The sequence below is a fragment of the Klebsiella sp. GG_Kp146 genome, from assembly GCF_040061975.1.
Classification (GTDB): Bacteria; Pseudomonadota; Gammaproteobacteria; order Enterobacterales; family Enterobacteriaceae; genus Klebsiella; species Klebsiella quasipneumoniae.
Map to the genome: position 1 here is coordinate 97,964 of NZ_JBEAHA010000038.1, position 17,402 is coordinate 115,365.

At 60.3% G+C, this 17,402-nt stretch carries 18 protein-coding genes; 11 read left to right on the forward strand and 7 right to left on the reverse strand.

What is annotated here, in order from left to right:
- Nucleotides 1-3 precede the first annotated feature (3 nt).
- From ABLU95_RS22070 to ABLU95_RS22080, 3 genes are all read right to left on the reverse strand, one after another.
- A complete protein-coding gene (locus ABLU95_RS22070) occupies nucleotides 4-1,413 on the reverse strand; it encodes a sodium:solute symporter family protein (RefSeq protein ID WP_023289627.1) in 1,410 nt (469 codons plus the stop codon).
- A 76-nt stretch (nucleotides 1,414-1,489) separates the two neighbouring features.
- Nucleotides 1,490-2,374 (reverse strand): dihydrodipicolinate synthase family protein, encoded by an 885-nt coding sequence (locus ABLU95_RS22075; protein ID WP_261901454.1) that lies wholly within the window; start codon nucleotides 2,372-2,374, stop codon nucleotides 1,490-1,492.
- 14 nt (nucleotides 2,375-2,388) lie between these two features.
- Nucleotides 2,389-3,537: an iron-containing alcohol dehydrogenase gene (locus ABLU95_RS22080; RefSeq protein ID WP_261901453.1), complete on the reverse strand. Its 1,149-nt coding sequence runs from the start codon at nucleotides 3,535-3,537 to the stop codon at nucleotides 2,389-2,391.
- Nucleotides 3,538-3,721: 184 nt separating this feature from the next.
- Between ABLU95_RS22080 and ABLU95_RS22085 the strand changes: the two genes are divergently transcribed.
- From ABLU95_RS22085 to ABLU95_RS22095, 3 genes are read left to right on the forward strand one after another with little or no spacing between them, the layout of a single operon-like run.
- Nucleotides 3,722-4,957, forward strand: a complete 1,236-nt coding sequence (locus tag ABLU95_RS22085; protein WP_348880403.1) for a four-carbon acid sugar kinase family protein — start codon at nucleotides 3,722-3,724, stop codon at nucleotides 4,955-4,957.
- A complete protein-coding gene (locus ABLU95_RS22090; RefSeq protein WP_110237659.1) occupies nucleotides 4,950-5,936 on the forward strand; it encodes a D-threonate 4-phosphate dehydrogenase in 987 nt (328 codons plus the stop codon). The genes ABLU95_RS22085 and ABLU95_RS22090 overlap by 8 nt, the downstream gene beginning before the upstream one ends.
- A gap of 1 nt (nucleotide 5,937) precedes the next feature.
- A complete protein-coding gene (locus ABLU95_RS22095) occupies nucleotides 5,938-6,699 on the forward strand; it encodes a DeoR/GlpR family DNA-binding transcription regulator (protein ID WP_023289632.1) in 762 nt (253 codons plus the stop codon).
- A gap of 21 nt (nucleotides 6,700-6,720) precedes the next feature.
- Here ABLU95_RS22095 and ABLU95_RS22100 read toward each other — a convergent pair whose 3' ends face one another.
- Nucleotides 6,721-7,665, reverse strand: coding sequence for an L-lactate dehydrogenase (locus ABLU95_RS22100; protein ID WP_044522927.1), 945 nt, complete (start codon nucleotides 7,663-7,665; stop codon nucleotides 6,721-6,723).
- Between the two features lie 145 nt (nucleotides 7,666-7,810).
- On the opposite strand from ABLU95_RS22100, the gene ABLU95_RS22105 reads away from it, so the two are divergent.
- On the forward strand, nucleotides 7,811-8,293 hold the full coding sequence (locus tag ABLU95_RS22105) for a GNAT family N-acetyltransferase (RefSeq protein ID WP_023289634.1): 483 nt from the start codon (nucleotides 7,811-7,813) through the stop codon (nucleotides 8,291-8,293).
- Here ABLU95_RS22105 and ABLU95_RS22110 read toward each other — a convergent pair.
- Nucleotides 8,247-9,125, reverse strand: a complete 879-nt coding sequence (locus ABLU95_RS22110; protein WP_023289635.1) for a LysR family transcriptional regulator — start codon at nucleotides 9,123-9,125, stop codon at nucleotides 8,247-8,249. The two genes, ABLU95_RS22105 and ABLU95_RS22110, sit on opposite strands and share 47 nt — an antisense overlap.
- Nucleotides 9,126-9,231: 106 nt before the next feature.
- Here ABLU95_RS22110 and sad point away from each other — a divergent pair, with 106 nt between their 5' ends.
- From sad to ABLU95_RS22145, 7 genes are all read left to right on the forward strand, one after another.
- On the forward strand, nucleotides 9,232-10,617 hold the full coding sequence (gene sad / locus ABLU95_RS22115; RefSeq protein WP_065882378.1) for a succinate-semialdehyde dehydrogenase: 1,386 nt from the start codon (nucleotides 9,232-9,234) through the stop codon (nucleotides 10,615-10,617).
- Between the two features lie 80 nt (nucleotides 10,618-10,697).
- A complete protein-coding gene (gene glsB, locus ABLU95_RS22120; protein ID WP_050534214.1) occupies nucleotides 10,698-11,624 on the forward strand; it encodes a glutaminase B in 927 nt (308 codons plus the stop codon).
- Nucleotides 11,624-11,992: a DUF4186 domain-containing protein gene (locus ABLU95_RS22125; protein ID WP_023289638.1), complete on the forward strand. Its 369-nt coding sequence runs from the start codon at nucleotides 11,624-11,626 to the stop codon at nucleotides 11,990-11,992. The genes glsB and ABLU95_RS22125 overlap by 1 nt, the downstream gene beginning before the upstream one ends.
- A gap of 114 nt (nucleotides 11,993-12,106) precedes the next feature.
- Complete coding sequence (locus tag ABLU95_RS22130) at nucleotides 12,107-13,531, forward strand: diguanylate cyclase (protein ID WP_348880404.1); 1,425 nt, start codon at nucleotides 12,107-12,109, stop codon at nucleotides 13,529-13,531.
- A 76-nt stretch (nucleotides 13,532-13,607) separates the two neighbouring features.
- Nucleotides 13,608-14,138 carry a GNAT family N-acetyltransferase gene (locus tag ABLU95_RS22135; protein WP_065882383.1) on the forward strand — a complete coding sequence of 177 codons (531 nt, stop codon included), beginning with the start codon at nucleotides 13,608-13,610 and terminating at the stop codon, nucleotides 14,136-14,138.
- 113 nt (nucleotides 14,139-14,251) lie between these two features.
- On the forward strand, nucleotides 14,252-15,703 hold the full coding sequence (locus tag ABLU95_RS22140) for a tagaturonate reductase (protein WP_060590741.1): 1,452 nt from the start codon (nucleotides 14,252-14,254) through the stop codon (nucleotides 15,701-15,703).
- A 261-nt stretch (nucleotides 15,704-15,964) separates the two neighbouring features.
- Complete coding sequence (locus tag ABLU95_RS22145) at nucleotides 15,965-16,411, forward strand: GNAT family N-acetyltransferase (protein WP_032452801.1); 447 nt, start codon at nucleotides 15,965-15,967, stop codon at nucleotides 16,409-16,411.
- Between the two features lie 208 nt (nucleotides 16,412-16,619).
- On the opposite strand, the gene ABLU95_RS22150 is transcribed toward ABLU95_RS22145, so the two are convergent.
- Nucleotides 16,620-17,000: a tautomerase family protein gene (locus ABLU95_RS22150; protein WP_261901449.1), complete on the reverse strand. Its 381-nt coding sequence runs from the start codon at nucleotides 16,998-17,000 to the stop codon at nucleotides 16,620-16,622.
- The gene (locus tag ABLU95_RS22155) at nucleotides 16,991-17,311 is read right to left on the reverse strand and encodes a carboxymuconolactone decarboxylase family protein (RefSeq protein WP_023289644.1); all 321 of its coding nucleotides are present in this window, start codon (nucleotides 17,309-17,311) and stop codon (nucleotides 16,991-16,993) included. The genes ABLU95_RS22150 and ABLU95_RS22155 overlap by 10 nt, the downstream gene beginning before the upstream one ends.
- Between the last annotated feature and the right edge of the window lie 91 nt (nucleotides 17,312-17,402).

Sequence of the window (17,402 nt, forward strand, 5' to 3'; positions counted from 1 at the left end):
GTTTTAGACTCCACGTTGCTCAACAGGGGCAGGGGATGATTGTGATTTATTCGGGATCAGGCGATCGATGACCATAATGATCGCCGGGGTCGCCAGGGCGACATACATGTTATTGATGCCGAACGGATCGCCAAGTAAATACCAGACGGAGGTCACCACGCAGGCGCCGATCAGACCGGCATTGGCGCCGCGGGTGCTCCTGAAGAAGGGGGCATAGAAGGCGATGACCGCCACCACGGTAATGGACAGGCGGATGGCGCGGGTGAAGAAGGAGAGTTTCAGCACTTCCGGCACCAGCAGCACAAAGATCAGCGGCAGGAAGCCGATAATTAACGATGCCCAGCGCGTGGCTCTGAACTCCTGGTCCGGGGTCGGGTTACGCCATGGCACGTAGAAATCTTTCACCACCAGCGAGGCAATGGCCAGAGCAACGGTACTTACGCTGACGAATATCGAGGCCACAAGTGACGTTGTCACGAGCCCCGCCAGCCAGGGATTCATGTCCTGCAGAAATACCGGCAGGGCGTACAGGCTGTTGATTTCCGGATGCAGATACTTCGCCGCCACGCCGATGATGGCGATGGCAAGGGCGATGGGCAGGCAGAAAAAGAAGGCGATCCACGTGGAGCGCTTTGCTGACCGGACGTCTTTGGTGGAGCTGATCGCCTGGATAACAAACTGGGTGCAGAAGATGGAGCCGATAGTGCCGATAAGCCAGGCGAAGATAGTGCCAGCGCCAATGTTGCCATCCCACGTCCAGTAGTAATCCGGCATCTTCTCAATCATCGGCGTGAAGCCGCCGGTTTTGGACAGAGCAAAACCCAGAATGATCAGCAGACCAGCGTATTTTAACGCGCTGTGTAACATGGTGACCCAGGCGACGCCTTTCATGCCGCCGAAGGCGAAATAGAAGGTACTGACGATGGCGGTAATAAAGGCGGCCACGGGTAAGTTGACTTTTAAGACGGTGGAAATAGCCGCGGCGCCGCTGACGTAGTTGCCCACGTTAACCAGCAACAGCGCATAAATCATGATCAGGGAGATGATATTTTTGGTACTGGTGCCATATTTCTCAGCGATAGCCCCGGATATGGTGATTTTCCCGGTGTTATAGATGCGCTTTACCAGAATCAAACCGAACAGCGGGAAGCCGATGGCCGCCCCCAGCACGGACCATGAGGCGGCAATTCCGCTCTCAAAGGCGGCCTGAGCGGTACCGATGGTTGATTTGGCGCCAATATATTCCGACATCAGTAATATACCGACAATAAAGGCCGGCATGGCGCGCGAGCCTTCCATAAAATCCCCGGAATTCTTACTACGAATACGGAATGTCAGCCAGGTGGTAAACAGAATATAGGCAATGACAATGCCGACAATAATAAAGGTATCTTCAGCGGTAAAATGATTCATCTTAGCCTCTCTCTGGGCGTACGAATCCTGGGTACGGCGGTACCCGGTCTGTTTTATTTACGAAACGCAGCGGGTATTACGCTAAATAACGGGCAATGATGCCGCGTATTTCCTGCAGCTGCTGGTCACTAAACTGCACCGCGTAGCGGCTGTCGCCCACCTCATGGCCCATCAGCTGCAGCGCTTTTTTCACCGCCGCGGGTGAGAACGCTACCTTGTACAGGTCGGTGCGCAGGCCCGTTACCCGCTCCTGCGCCTGGCGCGATCCGGCGATATCTCCAGCATGGAACAGCGACCAGATAGCGTTGATCTCGGCAGGCGCGACGTTGGCAAGCCCCGAGATGCAGGCTGAGCAGCCGTCGACAAACCCCTGATGGATAAGCGAGTCCGGGCCGTTGAGAACGTCGAAACCGTCAATGTCGCGTACCGCGTCAAGAAAGCCTTTCAGACTGTCGTAGCTGCCGGCGCTATCCTTGATGCCAATGATATTGTCGTGCTGCGCCAGCTTACGCGCTGTCTCCGGCGCAAGGGTGTTACCGGTGCGGGCGGGAATATTGTAAAGAAAGAGCGGGACGCTCAGCGCGTCGGCGATCGCCGTATAGTGGTTTATCAGCTCTTCCTGCTTCAGGGGCACGAACCATGGGGTGATGGCCGATACCGCGTCAACCCCGAGGCGGGCGATCTGCTGGCCAAGCCGGCGGGTCTCCCGGGTGGAAACCTCCCCGATGTGGGCTACCACCGGCGCGCGACCGGCGGCCGCCTCCACGCAGGTTCTGGCGACGGCGATCTTCTCTTCCTCATTGAGGACAAAAAACTCGCCGTTGGTGCCGCCGCAGAATATGCCGTTGCCCGCGGCGATCTGGCGCTGCACCTGCTGCTGCAGCGATGGCAGGTTAAGGGCTCCCTCGGTGGTAAAGGGGGTAACGATGGCGGTGAGTACGCCGCTAATGGCTCTCCTCATTTGATTTTCTCCTGTTAGGCATGTTCCGGAAACAGCGTCTGGTAGATAGCCGCGATCTCTTCACGGCTGACGCTGCAGGGGGCGTTATTCATCAGGCGCTTCACGTTCTGCGCCGCCGCGCTGAGGGCGGGGATGCTGTCTGCGGGAACGCCGAGCGCGGCGAGGTTATCGGGCAGCGGTAAGCGTTTGACCAGCGCCGCCAGCCATGCCACCAGCGCATGGGATTTCTCTTCCTCGCTGAGGGTGAGGTCCGCGTCGGGGATCAGATCCCAGACCTGAGCGAACTTCGCCACCGCGTGGGGGCGGACCACCCGCATGCAGGGCGCCAGCAGAATGGCGTTGGCCACCCCGTGCGGCAGGTGCCAGGTGCCGCCGAGCGGATAGGAGAGCGCATGCACCAGATGGGTGCCGGCATGGTTGATCGCCGCGCCGCCGTACCACGAGGCCCAGAGCATCTCCAGCTTCGCCGTCAGATCCTGCGGCTGATCCACCGAGCGTTCGATATGACGCACCAGCTTGTGTAAACCGATTAACGCCGCGTTATCGCTTATCGGGTTGGCCACGGTGGAGGTGAAACACTCCAGCAGATGGCACAGAGCATCGATCCCGGTCGAGGCTGCGATGCTGGCCGGCATGCTGGTGGTCAGCTCCGGCAGCAGGGCGACGTAGTCCGGGAGCAGCACCGGGGAGATGATCCCCACTTTGGTCTGCTGCTCGGGGATCGCCAGAATAGCGTTCGGCGTTGCTTCGGAGCCGGTCCCGGCGGTGGCAGGGATCAGCAGAGAGCATAGCCGTCGTTGCGGCTGTTCACCCGCCAGCAGGGCCGTCAGAGTGGGGGCTTGCGGATGCAGCAGCACCGACAGCAGTTTCGCCACGTCCAGCACGCTCCCACCGCCAATGCCGACGACCATCTGCGGTTGAGAAGCGCCCAGCTGGCTGACGATCTCCGCCACATCCTGATGACTGGGCTCGGCAGGCACACTGTTAATGACCTCAACCTGGCGCCCGTCAGCCGCCAGCAGACGCTGGATCGCCCGGGTCGCCTCCAGCGCCCCGACGTTCTGGTCGGTCACCAGCAGGATACGGGTTTTATCTGCCAGCAGCGGGAGCAGGGCCGATGAGGCGCCAGCCCCGCTGATGATCGTGCTGTGTATCGTCGCCACGCGTTTCTCCTTGGTAGTGGTTGATTGAATTCAATCATTCACGAGTCGTTCTACTCGTCTGATGGGGAAAAGTTATAATTTATACGGCGGTTTAATAACTTGAGCTTGCTCACATTTAATCAAATATGATTGAATATAATCAATTTCAGGTTTGCAACGTTTACAACCACCACAAGGCAGGACAATGAAAGACGGCAATAACAGCGTGCTGGTGCTGGCAGATGACTTTACCGGAGCCAATGACGCCGGGGTCAGCCTGGCGGAGGCGGGTATGTCGGTAGAAGTGGCATTCTCCGCCGGGCAGGCGTCATCCGCACGGGCGTTAATACTCAACAGCGACAGCCGGGCGATGACCGCCGCCGCGGCCGCCGACAAGGTCACCGCTCTGCTGCGCGGCGCGGCGCGATTCGCCCCGCGCTGGCAGATAAAGAAGATCGACTCCACGCTGCGCGGCAACCCCGGTGCCGAACTGGAAGCGATGATGACGGTGCAGGGCTGCCGGATGGCGGTTGTGGCGCCGGCTTACCCGGCGGCCGGGCGGCATACCCGGGACGGACGCTGCTATGTACACGGGATACCCCTCGATCACACCGAATTTGCCAGCGATCCGAAGACGCCGGTTAGCCGGGCGGATATTGCCGGCATTCTCGCCATGCAGAGCCGGTTGCCGAGCCGGTCGCTGAGCGCCGCCCAGCTTCCGGGAGCGTTAGCGACGGCGGGCGAAGCGAGGCAGGTACTGATTATCGACGCCTGGGAAGAGCGTCATCTGGATCAGGTCATTGACGCCGTCGCTCCTCATGCGCAGGAGACCCTGCTGGTCGGCTCGGCAGGCCTTTGCGAGGCGCTGGCGCGCCGCCTGCGCCGCAGCGAGCAGGGGCCGCTGCTGGCGGTGGTCGGCTCGATGAGCGAGATGGCGCAGCGCCAGGTCGCGGCGCTGCAGGCTCATTCCCGAGTGAGAAAGATCGAAATTGATGTCGAACAGGCCTTTAGCGGATCGCCGAAGGAGGAAGCCTCGCGGATCGCCGAGGTGCTGCGTGAGGGTGATCACTGCGTGGTGACCACCCGCCCGAATAACGCCGTCCGGCACGGGATTGAAGCCCAGTGCCGCGAACGCGGTCTCAGCCGTGCGGCCTACGGGGAGCACATCTGCGCCTGGCTTGCCGACGTTACGGCACAGGCGGTGGTGCTGTGCCCCCCTGGCGCGCTGTACCTCTCCGGTGGCGATGTGGCCATCGCCGTGGCTCAGGCGCTCGGCGCCACCGGTTTTCAGATCCGCGGCCGGGTCGCGGAGTGCGTCCCCTACGGATACTTCCTCGGCGGCCGCTGGTCGCGGCCGGTGATGACTAAAGCCGGAGGATTCGGCACCGACACCACGCTATTACATGTTGTGAATTTTATTGAGGAGAAACTGAGTGTCTAACATCATTGCAGTCACAATGGGCGACCCGGCAGGGATTGGTCCGGAGATTATTATCAAATCCCTCGCCGAAGGGGCGCTGAGCGGCGCGCCGGTGGTGGTGGTGGGCTGCGCGCAGACGCTGCGGCGTATCCTGGCGTTGAACATCACCCCGCGGGCGGAGCTGCGCATCATTGACCATCCCGCCGAGGCAAGCTTTGCCCCGGCGACGATTAACGTCATCGATGAGCCGCTCAGCGACCCGCAGGGGCTGCGTCCTGGCGAAGTGCAGGCCCAGGCCGGGGATCTGGCGTTTCGCTGCATTAAGCGGGCGACCCGCCTCGCGCTGGAGGGCGCCGTCGCGGCCATCGCCACCGCGCCGTTGAATAAAGAGGCGCTGCATCTGGCGGGGCATGCTTTTCCCGGCCATACGGAACTGTTGGCCCACCTGACGCAAACCACCGATTACGCCATGGTGCTGTACACCGAAAAGCTTAAGGTTATCCATATCACCACCCATATCGCCCTGCGCCAGTTCCTTGACACCCTCAACCAGCAGCGGATCGAGACAGTGATCGGCGTGGCGGATCGCTTTCTGCGCCGGGTCGGCTATCAGCGTCCGCGTATTGCGGTCGCCGGCGTGAACCCGCACGCCGGGGAGAACGGCCTGTTTGGCGATGAAGAGATCCGCATCGTCGCCCCCGCGGTTGCCGCCATGCGGGAGCAGGGAGTGGAGGTAACCGGCCCCTGTCCGCCGGACACGGTGTTTATGCAGTGTCATGAGGGGATGTACGACATGGTCGTGGCGATGTATCACGACCAGGGGCATATTCCGCTGAAGCTGCTGGGATTCTATGATGGGGTCAATATCACCGCTGGGCTGCCGTTTATCCGCACCTCTGCGGATCATGGCACCGCGTTTGATATTGCCTGGACAGGTAAAGCGAAGTCTGAGAGCATGGCAACCTCCATTGAGCTCGCCATGCACATCGCGCAGGAATAACATGAAGGGATATAACCGGTTAGAGCAGATTATGGACTTCCTGAAAAGCCATAATCTGGTGACAGTCGACCAGCTGGTGGCGGCGACCAACGCCTCGCCAGCCACCATTCGCCGCGACCTGATCAAACTCGATCAGGAAGGGGTGATCAGCCGCACGCACGGCGGGGTGACGTTGAACCGGTTTATTCCTGCCCAGCCGACGACGCTGGAGAAAGCCCAGCGCAGCCCGCTGGAAAAGCAGGCGATCGCCAGCGCGGCGGCAGCGCTGGTGAAAGCCGGCGACGCCATTGTGCTTGATGCCGGCACCACCATGATTGAACTGGCGCGGCAGATCACCCATCTGCCGCTGCGGGTGATCACCAGCGATTTACATATCGCCCTGTTTTTGTCGGAATTTAAGCAGATTGAAGTGACGATTATCGGCGGGCGCATCGATGACAGCAGCCAGTCGTGCATCGGCGATCACGGCCGCCGCCTGCTGCAGACCATCTGGCCCGATCTCGCCTTCGTCAGCTGCAACGGCTGGGACCTTGAGAAAGGGATCACCGCCCCGACGGAGGAGAAGGCCGCCCTGAAACGCGATCTGATGGCCAATGCCCGCCGGCGCATTCTGCTGGCGGACAGCTCCAAATACGGCGCCTGGTCACTCTTCAACATTGCCCCGCTGGAGTCGTTGACCGATATCGTCACCGACGGCCACCTGCCGGAAGCGACCCGCGAGGCGCTGGTGACCCTTTCCCCTCAGCTGATCATTGCCGACTGATCCAGACGCCGCCGTCTGCCGTCAGGGCAGACGCGCGATATTGGCTTTGATCACCGCAACCGACTGGCTGAACTTCGCCTGTTCTTCGCCGGCCAGCCGCAGTTCGATAATCTGCTCCACGCCCCCCTGGGCCAGCACCGCCGGCACCCCAGCCGCCGCGCCGCTGACCCCGTACTCACCGTCAAGAATGCAGGAGACCGCCAGCGCGCGGTGGCTGCCGGTAAAAATATTGCGGCAGATCTCGGCGATGGTGCCTGCCACGCCATATTCCGTACAGCCTTTGCCGGCGTAGATCTCAAACCCCAGCTTGCGCACTTTGTCGGCCATCGCCTCCCGGTCGAGCGGCCGGCCGGTGCGTTGCTGGTAGAGGTCGGCGATCGGCGTGCCATATACCGAGGAGTGCGACCATACCGGAAACTGGGTATCGCCGTGCTCGCCGAGGATAAAAGCGTCGATGCTCTGGGCGCCAATGTTCAGCTCCTGCGCCAGCAGACGACGCAGGCGGGTGGTATCCAGCCAGACGCCGGTGCCCAGCACCTGGCTGCGCGGCAGGCCGGAGAGCTGCCATACCTGCCAGGTGATGATGTCACACGGGTTGGTGGCCACCAGGAAGATGCCGTTAAACCCGTTGGCCATCATCGTCGGCACAATGCTCTTGACGATTTTCGCGGTAGTGGTCAGTTCATCGAGACGGCTCTGGCCGGGGCGCAGCGCGCCGCCGGAGACGGTGATCACCGCGATGTCGACATCGGCGCAGTCGCTGGCCTCGCGGGTGGAGATGGTCATCATTCCCGGCAGATAGGCCGCGGCATCGCTGAGGTCCTGAGCGTGGGCCTCGGCGCGCGGCTGGTTAAGGTCGACGAGGATCAGCTCCTCACAAATGCTCTGGTTGAGCAGGGCGTAGGCCGCTGACGCGCCGACGTTACCGGCGCCAATAATCATCACTTTACGGGCTTTGGTGCGCATATTCAGGTCTCAAAAACGGACAGCAGGGGATAAAGTTACTGCGTTTCAGTTAGTTAGCGCAAGTGGCGGGCGGCAATATAAGTTAATGCTATGGCGGTAACCGTTCCGGGGCGCGCTACAGTGGCGTAAAAAAAGGAGCTCACCTATGTATACCATCACCGACATCGCCCCCACCGACGCCGAATTTACCGCCCTGATTGCCGCCCTCGACGCTTGGCAGGAGACACTCTACCCGGCGGAGAGCAACCATCTGCTGGACCTCGGTCAGCTGCCGCCGGAGACAGTGATCGCCCTGGCGATCCGCAGTCCGCAGGGCGAAGCCGTTGGCTGTGGGGCTATCGTCCTCAGCGAGGAAGGTTTTGGCGAGATGAAGCGGGTCTATATTGATCCACAGCATCGTGGGCAACAGCTGGGAGAAAAGCTGCTGGCGGCCCTGGAGGCGAAAGCGCGCCAGCGCGACTGCCATACTCTGCGCCTGGAGACCGGCATCCATCAGCATGCGGCCATCACCCTCTATACGCGCAACGGCTATCAGACCCGCTGCGCGTTTGCTCCCTACCAGCCCGATCCGCTCAGCGTCTTTATGGAGAAACCGCTGTTTGCCGATCTTCGTTCAGCAGCGCTATAAACGCTTCCAGCTGGCGGGTTTTGGCGCCCCGGCGCCACACCAGCCAGGTGGTGAGCCAGCGCCACTCTTCCGCCAGCGGCCAGGCGGAAACCTGCTGATGGCCCGGCATACTCTCCAGCATACTGCGCGGGATCAGCGCCAGCCCGGCGCCGGCGATCACGCAGGCCAGCATCCCGTGATAAGACTCCATCTCATGGATCCGGCCCGGAGTAGCTCTGTCGGCATGGAACCAGCTCTCAAAATGCCGGCGGTAGGAACAGTTGGCGCGAAAAGCGTAGACATTAGCCCCGTTCACTTCGCTGGCGCGGGCGATGGGCGCGTGGCCGTAGGGGGCGACGATCATCATCTCTTCAGGGAACACCGGCAGCCCCTCCAGGCCCGGGTGCACCAGCGGTCCGTCAACGAACGCGGCGCTCAGGGCTCCCTCCAGCACGCCGTCGATCATCGTCCCGGAGGGGCCGGTGGAGAGGGCGAGATGAATTTTCGGGTAGCGCTGATTAAAGTGGGCCAGGGTGGTGGGGATCCGCACCGCCGCGGTGCTCTCCAGCGAACCGAGAGAGAAGAGTCCCTGGGGTTCGTCGCCCGCCACTACCATTCGCGCCTCGTCCACCAGGGCGAGGATCTGCTGGCTGTAGCGTAAGAAGCTGTGGCCCGCGGGCGAGAGGCGCAGCCGCTGGTTCTCGCGGATAAACAGCTCAACGCCAAGATCCGCCTCCAGCTGGCGGATGCGGGTGGTGAGGTTGGACGGCACGCGATGCACTTTCTGCGCCGCCTGGGTAATGCTGCCGGTGCTGGCGACGGCGTTAAACATCTCTAGCTGAGTCAGGTCCATACTATTCTTCTTTTGTGAATGCGTTGCTTAATATTATTCATTTTCAATGAATGGAAAGGTAAGCCAGAATACGTTCACTTCGCAAGCAACGAGAGAGAGAATAACGATGAATTTATCTGCAACGCACGCCGTCTCCGTCAACCCGACTACCGGCGAGGTGGTCTCCTCGCTGCCGTGGGCCAGCGAACGCGAGGTCGACGCGGCTATCGCTCTCGCCGCGGCGGGCTATCGCCAGTGGCGTCAGACGCCGCTCGCCGCACGCGCCGACGCGCTGCGCCGCATCGGGGCCGAGCTGCGCGCCCGCGGTGAAGAGGTGGCCCAGACGATCACTCTCGAGATGGGCAAACCGATTGCTCAGGCTCGCGGCGAGGTGGCGAAATCCGCCAATCTCTGTGACTGGTATGCCGAACATGGCCCGGCGATGCTGGCGACCGAAGCCACGCTGGTGGAAAATAACCAGGCGGTGATCGAATATCGTCCGCTGGGGGCCATTCTGGCGGTGATGCCGTGGAACTTCCCGGTCTGGCAGGTGCTGCGCGGCGCGGTGCCGATCCTGCTGGCCGGCAACAGCTACCTGCTGAAGCACGCCCCGAACGTGATGGGCAGCGCCCGCCTGCTGGGCGAGATTTTTGCCGCCGCCGGCCTGCCGGAGGGCGTGTTTGGCTGGGTCAACGCCACCAATGACGGCGTTACGCAGATTATCAATGACGACCGCATCGCGGCGGTGACCGTCACCGGCAGCGTCCGCGCCGGGAAAGCGATTGGCGCTCAGGCGGGCGCAGCGTTGAAGAAATGCGTGCTCGAGCTGGGGGGATCCGATCCCTTTATCGTTTTGAATGATGCCGATCTGGATGAAGCGGTGAAGGCCGCCGTCACCGGCCGCTATCAGAACAGCGGCCAGGTGTGCGCCGCGTCGAAGCGCTTTATCCTCGAAGCCGGCATTGCCGAGGCCTTCACCCGCAAATTTGTCGACGCCGTCGCGGCGCTGAAGATGGGCGATCCGCGCGACGAGCAGAATTACGTCGGGCCGATGGCGCGATTCGATCTGCGCGATGAACTGCACCAGCAGGTAACGGCGACCCTCGATGAAGGCGCAACCCTGCTGCTGGGGGCGGAAAAAATCGAAGGGGCGGGCAATTACTATGCGCCAACGGTCCTGGGCAACGTCACCGCCGGCATGACCGGCTTCCGCCAGGAGCTGTTTGGTCCGGTCGCGACCCTGACCACCGCCCGTGACGCAGACCATGCGCTGGCCCTCGCCAACGACAGCGAATTTGGCCTGTCGGCAACGGTCTACACCACCGACGAGGCGCAGGCCCAGCGCTTTGCCCGCGAGCTGGAGTGCGGCGGTGTCTTCCTTAACGGCTACTGCGCCAGCGACGCCCGGGTGGCTTTCGGCGGCGTGAAGAAGAGTGGTTTTGGTCGTGAACTGTCGCATTTTGGCCTGCATGAGTTCTGCAATGCGCAGACCGTCTGGAAAGACCGTCGCTAATCTGCGTTTGCCCCTGACGACCGTCGTTCTCGTCTGCTATACTCGCCCACCAAAATTCGACGGTGGGCAAGGAGCCGCGTGTGGCGACGGTGATCAATAACGCAATGCTGGAAGCCATTCTGGCAGAAATCAGGCCGCTGATTGGCCGCGGTAAAGTGGCGGATTATATTCCGGCGCTGGCCAGCGTCAGCGGCGATAAGCTTGGCATCGCTATCTGTACGGTGGACGGGCAACATTTTGCCGCCGGCGATGCCCATGAACGATTCTCCATCCAGTCGATCTCCAAGGTATTGAGTCTGGTGGTGGCCATGAACCACTATCAGGAAGAGGAGATCTGGCAGCGGGTGGGGAAAGATCCCTCCGGTCAGCCCTTTAACTCGCTTCTGCAGCTCGAGATCGAGCAGGGCAAACCGCGCAACCCGTTTATCAACGCCGGGGCGCTGGTTGTCTGCGACATGCTGCAGAGCCGGCTCAGCGCGCCGCGCCAGCGAATGCTGGAGATTGTCCGCCGCCTGAGCGGCGTGGCCGATATCGCCTACGATCCGCTGGTGGCCCGCTCTGAGTTTGAGCATTCGGCGCGCAACGCCGCTATCGCCTGGCTGATGAAATCCTTCGGCAACTTCCATAATGATGTCGCCACCGTGCTGCAGAACTATTTCCACTACTGTTCGCTGGAGATGAGCTGCGTCGAGCTGGCGCGAACCTTTCTGTTTCTCGCCGACCGCGGCATTGCCCCGCATCTCGAAACGCCGGTTATCGCGCCGATACAGTCCCGCCAGGTGAATGCCCTGATGATGACCAGCGGCATGTACCAGAACGCCGGCGAGTTTGCCTGGCGCGTCGGTCTGCCGGCGAAATCGGGCGTCGGCGGCGGAATTGTGGCAATTGTGCCGCAGGAGATGGCGATCGCGGTCTGGAGCCCGGAGCTTGACGAGGCGGGGAACTCCCTGGCCGGCGTGGCGCTGCTGGAGAAACTGACTCAGCGGATGGGGAGGTCGGTGTTCTGATGGTCGATCAGGATCGATTATTTGCTCGCCTGGCGCGTTCGACGTTTCGTTCACGCTTCCGGCTGGGAATGAAAGAGCGGCAATACTGCCTCGATAAAGGGCCGGAGGTCATCGACCAGCATGCCGCCGATTTTATCCGTCAGCGGCTGGCGTCCGCCGCGCCGGCCAATGATGGCAAGCAGACGCCGATGCGCGGTCACCCGGTGTTTATCGCCCAGCACGCGACCGCCACCTGCTGTCGCGGCTGCCTGGAAAAATGGCACGCCATTCCCCATGGCCGCGCGCTGAGCGAGCAGGAGCAGCGCTATATTGTGCAGGTGATCCACCGCTGGCTGGTGCTGCAGATGAATGGCCCGTCTGTGCGCTAATTTGCATTTGATCGGCGCCGGAGTATGCCTGATAAATATTCTCATGTTATGATAATCCGCTAACTAACTATTAACATAATAATTGCCTGAAACAATTAGACGGATAATTACTGAATGTCTTCACTGTCGATTCGGTCATTTACGCTGTTTCGTGAAGAACAACCCGTGCGCGATGCACTGGTCTTATTTACGTTAACGCTATTGCTGCATTTTCTGGGCGCGATGCTGCGTCTGGTGCAGGAGCTCTCTTTCTTCTGGCCGCTCAACGCAGTGATGGCCGGGATCTTTGCGCGCTACGTATGGCTTAATCGCAGCTATTTTTATGCCGTCTGCTTTGCGGCAATGCTGGTCTATGACGGATTAACTTCGCGCTGGGGAATGGGCTTTGCCTCATTACTGATTAACTTCTCCAATATTGTCTTTATTGTGACCCTGGCGCAGCTGGTGCTGTGGGATAAACGACGCGCCGACTCGATGCCCGGCCCGATTAACGCGCTTAATTTATTCTGTTTCTGTCTGTTAGCCGCGCTGCTGTGCGCAGCGGTCGGCGCGTTGGGGTCGGTGGACGTCGAGCGCGCCACCTTTATTCCCCAGCTGGCGGACTGGTTTAGCGAGCAGTTCTCGACGGCGGTGCTTATTCTGCCGTTTATTCTGACCCTGACGCTGCCCTCCGCGTTAAGCGGTTTTCGCTTTCGCCAGCTGCTGCCCGCGCTGGCGCTGGTGCTGTCGATTGCCCTCGGCGTGGCGGTGGGCGGCGCCGGCAGCATTACCTTCCCGTTACCGGCCCTGATCTGGTGCGCCGTGCGCTATCCGCTGCCGCTGACCTGCCTGTTGACCTTTCTCACCGGCATCGGCGAGATACTGCTGGTGGCCAACTCGTTAATTCACTTTGCGCCGGATACGCGAATGCAGCCGTGGCAGCTGTTCTCCACTCGCCTGGGGATCGCGGCGATGCTGATAAGTCCGGTGATCGTCGCCTCCAGCGTCGAGGCGATTAACATGCTGGTGAAACAGCTGGCCCTGCGCGCCGATTTTGATTTCCAGACCCGGGTCTATTCCCGTTCCGGGCTGAGCGAGGCGCTGAAGCGTCAGGCCTTGCCGGCCGATAAACTGCTGACGGTGATGGTGCTGGACATCGATGGCTTCAAAAGGGTGAACGATGCCCTGGGCCATGAGGGCGGAGATTGCGTACTGACTCAGTTTGCCCAGCAGGTCAGACAACTGGTGGGCGAGCAGGGTATGGTCGCCCGTATCGGCGGCGAGGAGTTTGCGGTCGCCGCCGTGGTCGACAGTACCCAGCAGGGTTACCTGCTGGCGGAGAAGATCCGCCACGGCGTAGAGTCGCAAGCTTTCGGTTGGGGATATAACCCGATCCACCTGACCATCAGTATGGGACTGGAGACACGCGAGGTGGGCCAGGCCCGTATTACCGAGCTGTTTAACCAGCTGCTGCTGGCGGCGGACGATGAAATGGTCAAAGCCAAACAGACAGGCCGTAACCGCATCTGTATGCCGACGCTGACGGAAAGCGCACCATAAGAAAATCCTATAGGTGTTATGCTTGTGTTAATGCTTGGTTAAAATATAGTGATGTGGTCAAAAACAAGGAGCTAGTATGATCACATCATTTTCACTGCGCACGCTATCGCGCGACGATATTCTTCATCACCTTCCGGCATTAAGCGATATCCTGGCGAGCTGCGTGAACGGCGGCGCCTCGGTGAGCTTTATGCTGCCTTTCAGTCAGCAGACGGCGACGACCTTCTGGCAACATGTCGCCAACAGCGTGGCGGCCGGGGAGCGCATCGTGCTGGCCGCCCTTGACGCTGAGGAACGTCCCGTCGGCACCGTGCAACTGATCACCAGCCAACCGGAAAACCAACCCCATCGTGCGGACGTGGCCAAACTTTTGGTTCACCAAAATGCCCGTCGCCTGGGGATTGCCAACGCGCTGATGGCGGAGCTGGAGCAAACCGCCCGGCGGGTAGGCAAGACGGTGCTGGTGCTGGACACGGCGACCGGCAGCGGGGCGGAACAGTTCTATGTCCGCTGTGGCTGGGAAAAAGTGGGCGAAATTCCGCGCTATGCGCTGATGCCTGACGGTGAGATGACCGCCACTTCACTGTTCTATAAGTTTCTTCCCTGACGGCGGTTATTACAGAATCCTTTGATCAAAACAGGGTTTCACTGGTAGTAAAACCTGATAAGTTATTGGACCAATTACTCAGGTTGTATGACTACTCTTAGAGGGAACCCATTGTGAAAACGTTAAACCGTCGTGATTTCCCCGGCGCGCAGTACCCTGACCGTATCATCCAGTTTGGAGAAGGTAACTTCCTGCGCGCATTCGTTGACTGGCAGATTGACCTGCTCAACACGCATACCGACCTGAATGCTGGCATCGTGGTCGTTCGTCCTATCGCCACCGATTTCCCACCCTCCCTGAACACCCAGGACGGCCTCTATACCACTATCATTCGCGGTCTCAACGAGCAGGGCGAAGCGGTGAGCGACGCGCGGCTGATCCGCTCGGTCAACCGGGAAATCAGCGCTTACGCTGACTACGACGCTTTTTTACGTCTGGCGCATAACCCCCAGATGCGGTTTGTCTTTTCCAATACCACTGAGGCGGGCATCAGCTACCATGCCGGGGATCGGTTTGATGACGCGCCGCCGGTAAGCTATCCGGCAAAACTGACCCGCCTGCTGTTTGAACGCTACCAGCATTTTGCCGGCGCAGCCGATAAGGGATGGGTGATCATCCCCTGCGAACTGATCGATTATAACGGCGAGGCGTTGCAGACGCTGGTGCTGCGCTATGCCTCCGAGTGGCAGCTGCCGCAGGCCTTTATCAACTGGCTGACGTCGGCAAATACCTTCTGTTCCACGCTGGTGGATCGCATTGTGACCGGCTACCCGCGCGATGAAGTGGCGGCTCTGGAGGCGCAAACCGGCTATCAGGACGCTTTCCTCGATACTGCCGAGCACTTTTATTTGTTCGTTATTCAGGGGCCCGCCTCATTAGCCAGCGAGCTGCGACTCGATAAGCTGCCGCTCAATGTGCGCATCGTGGACGATATCAAGCCCTATAAAGAGCGCAAAGTGGCGATCCTCAACGGGGCGCACACCGCCCTGGTGCCGGTGGCCTTCCAGGCCGGGATCGACACCGTCGGCGAGGCGATGAACGATGCGGAAATTTGCGCGTTTGTCGAAAAGGCGATTTATGACGAGATTATTCCGGTGCTGGATCTGCCGCGCGATGAGCTGGTGTCATTCGCCAGCGCCGTGACCGGGCGCTTCCGTAATCCCTATATCAAACATCAGCTGCTCTCGATCGCTCTCAACGGCATGACCAAATACCGCACCCGTATTCTGCCGCAGCTGCTGGCAGGGCAGAAGGCGCATGGCGCGCTGCCGCCGCGCCTGACCTTCGCCCTGGCGGCGCTGATCGCCTTCTACCGGGGAGAGCGGGAGGGGACAAGCTATCCGGTACAGGATGATGCGGAATGGCTGACGCGCTACCAGACGCTCTGGGCGCGCCATCGTGACGGCCAGATATGCACCCGCGAGCTGGTTTCCGCTGTGCTCAGCGTGGAGTCCCACTGGGAGCAGGATCTCAGCCAGATCCCCGGCCTGGTGGAGCAGGTCGCCGCTGACCTTGACGCTATCCTGACCCGCGGTATGCGCGACGCCGTCAGGCCGCTCTGCTGAAAGCGGAGTCTATTCACCCGGCTGCGGCCGGGTTTAATCGCACTCGAATTAGTTACAACATACTTTTTTATTAACCAGATTAAGCCGGTCGGCAGCCTCGCTGCAAAAGGCTTTTTAGTGCCAAATCGCCCTGCGCAGGGGGAGAATTGTGGTTAAGCCGCTTGAACAAATACCTGCGCAGGAAAATAATGGCCTTAACACATATCACATATTTCCTGCCAATGTTCGCAGGCTAATTCATTCATCTGTAAGGAAACTCGCATGGTCATCGATATCCGGGAAGTTCGGCCGCATGACAAAGCCGAATGGCTTCAGCTCTGGGAAGGCTATACCCGCTTCTACGGCAGCCCGCAGCCGGAAGAGGTGACCGAATGCACCTGGCAGCGGATGCTGGAGGTGAACTCACCCGTGCTGGGCAGAGTCGCGGTGGTGGATGATACCGTGGTGGGGTTCGCTATCTGCATTCTGCACGAAGGCACCTGGGTCACCACGCCGATCTGCTATCTGGAGGATCTATTCGTCGATCCTGCCTTCCGCGGACAAGGCATTGCCAGAACGCTGATTAAGTCGCTGCAAACCGAAGGGGCTGAGAAAGGCTGGTCACGTCTGTACTGGCATACTCGCCGTGATAATCCCGCCCGCCACCTGTATGATGAATTCACCCCGGCTGACGATTATGTGCGCTACAGGATCACCCTCGACTCCTGAAGCGATAAGATGTTGTTAAGCTTTTCCCGCTATAACAGGGGAAACAGGCTCAGGAGAAGCAACGATGGAAAAACGTCTCGAAACAGTGGTCAATCTGATAATGTTTCTTTCGCTCTTGGCGACGGCCTGGGATCTGTCACTGGTGCATCATCTCGCCTGGTAGCAACAAAATAGCCTGAATCGCGGCGCTCTGCAGGCGCCGCCTGTCTTATTCACCCGCCATTATGCCGGCGCTGAAACTCCAGTCCTCCAGCTGGTTAAACTGGATCACCACCATCACGTCCTTCGGGCTGACCGCCATCTCATCGGCTAACCGCGCGCACAGCCGACGGTAGAACCCCTGTTTCTGCGCCCGGCGGCGCGGCTTCCCGGCGAAAATATGAAACAGCACGAAGCGGGCGCTGCGCCCGCAGCTGAGATAATGCGGGTCGTAAATGCGCTGTCCGTCGGCGGTCTGCTCGATAAACTGAAATTTGTCCGCCGGCGGCACGTCAAACTCCGCCACCAGGCATTCATGGAATAGCGCCGACAGTTGAGCAAACTCCGCGGGGCGCCAGGCCGCGCCAAGCGAAATACGCGTCAGAGGCATGGCGCCTCCTGCGCGTTCAGGCAGGTCAGGGCGCTGGCCGCCGCCGGCCAGCCGGCGTAGAACGCCAGGTGGGTAAACATTTCGACCATCTCCTCCTGGCTCAGGCCATTTTGATAGCCGTAGGCGATATGCCAGGGCAGTTGCTCCGTTTTGCCCAGCGCCGTCAGGGCGGAGAGGGTGATTAAGCTGCGTTCGCGGAGCGACAGCTCGCTGCGTGCCCAGATATCGCCAAACAGCACCGTTTCGGTCAGTTCGGCCAGTTTTGGCGCAATGGCGGCCAGCGTGTGGCGATCGACAGGGGGGGTATGCATAGTGACTCCCGTTACAGGTTGAAGTGGTCGTCACTGTCGCACGCTGAGGAATGTGTTGAATATCGCAATGTTCAGGATAGTTAATCCTGAA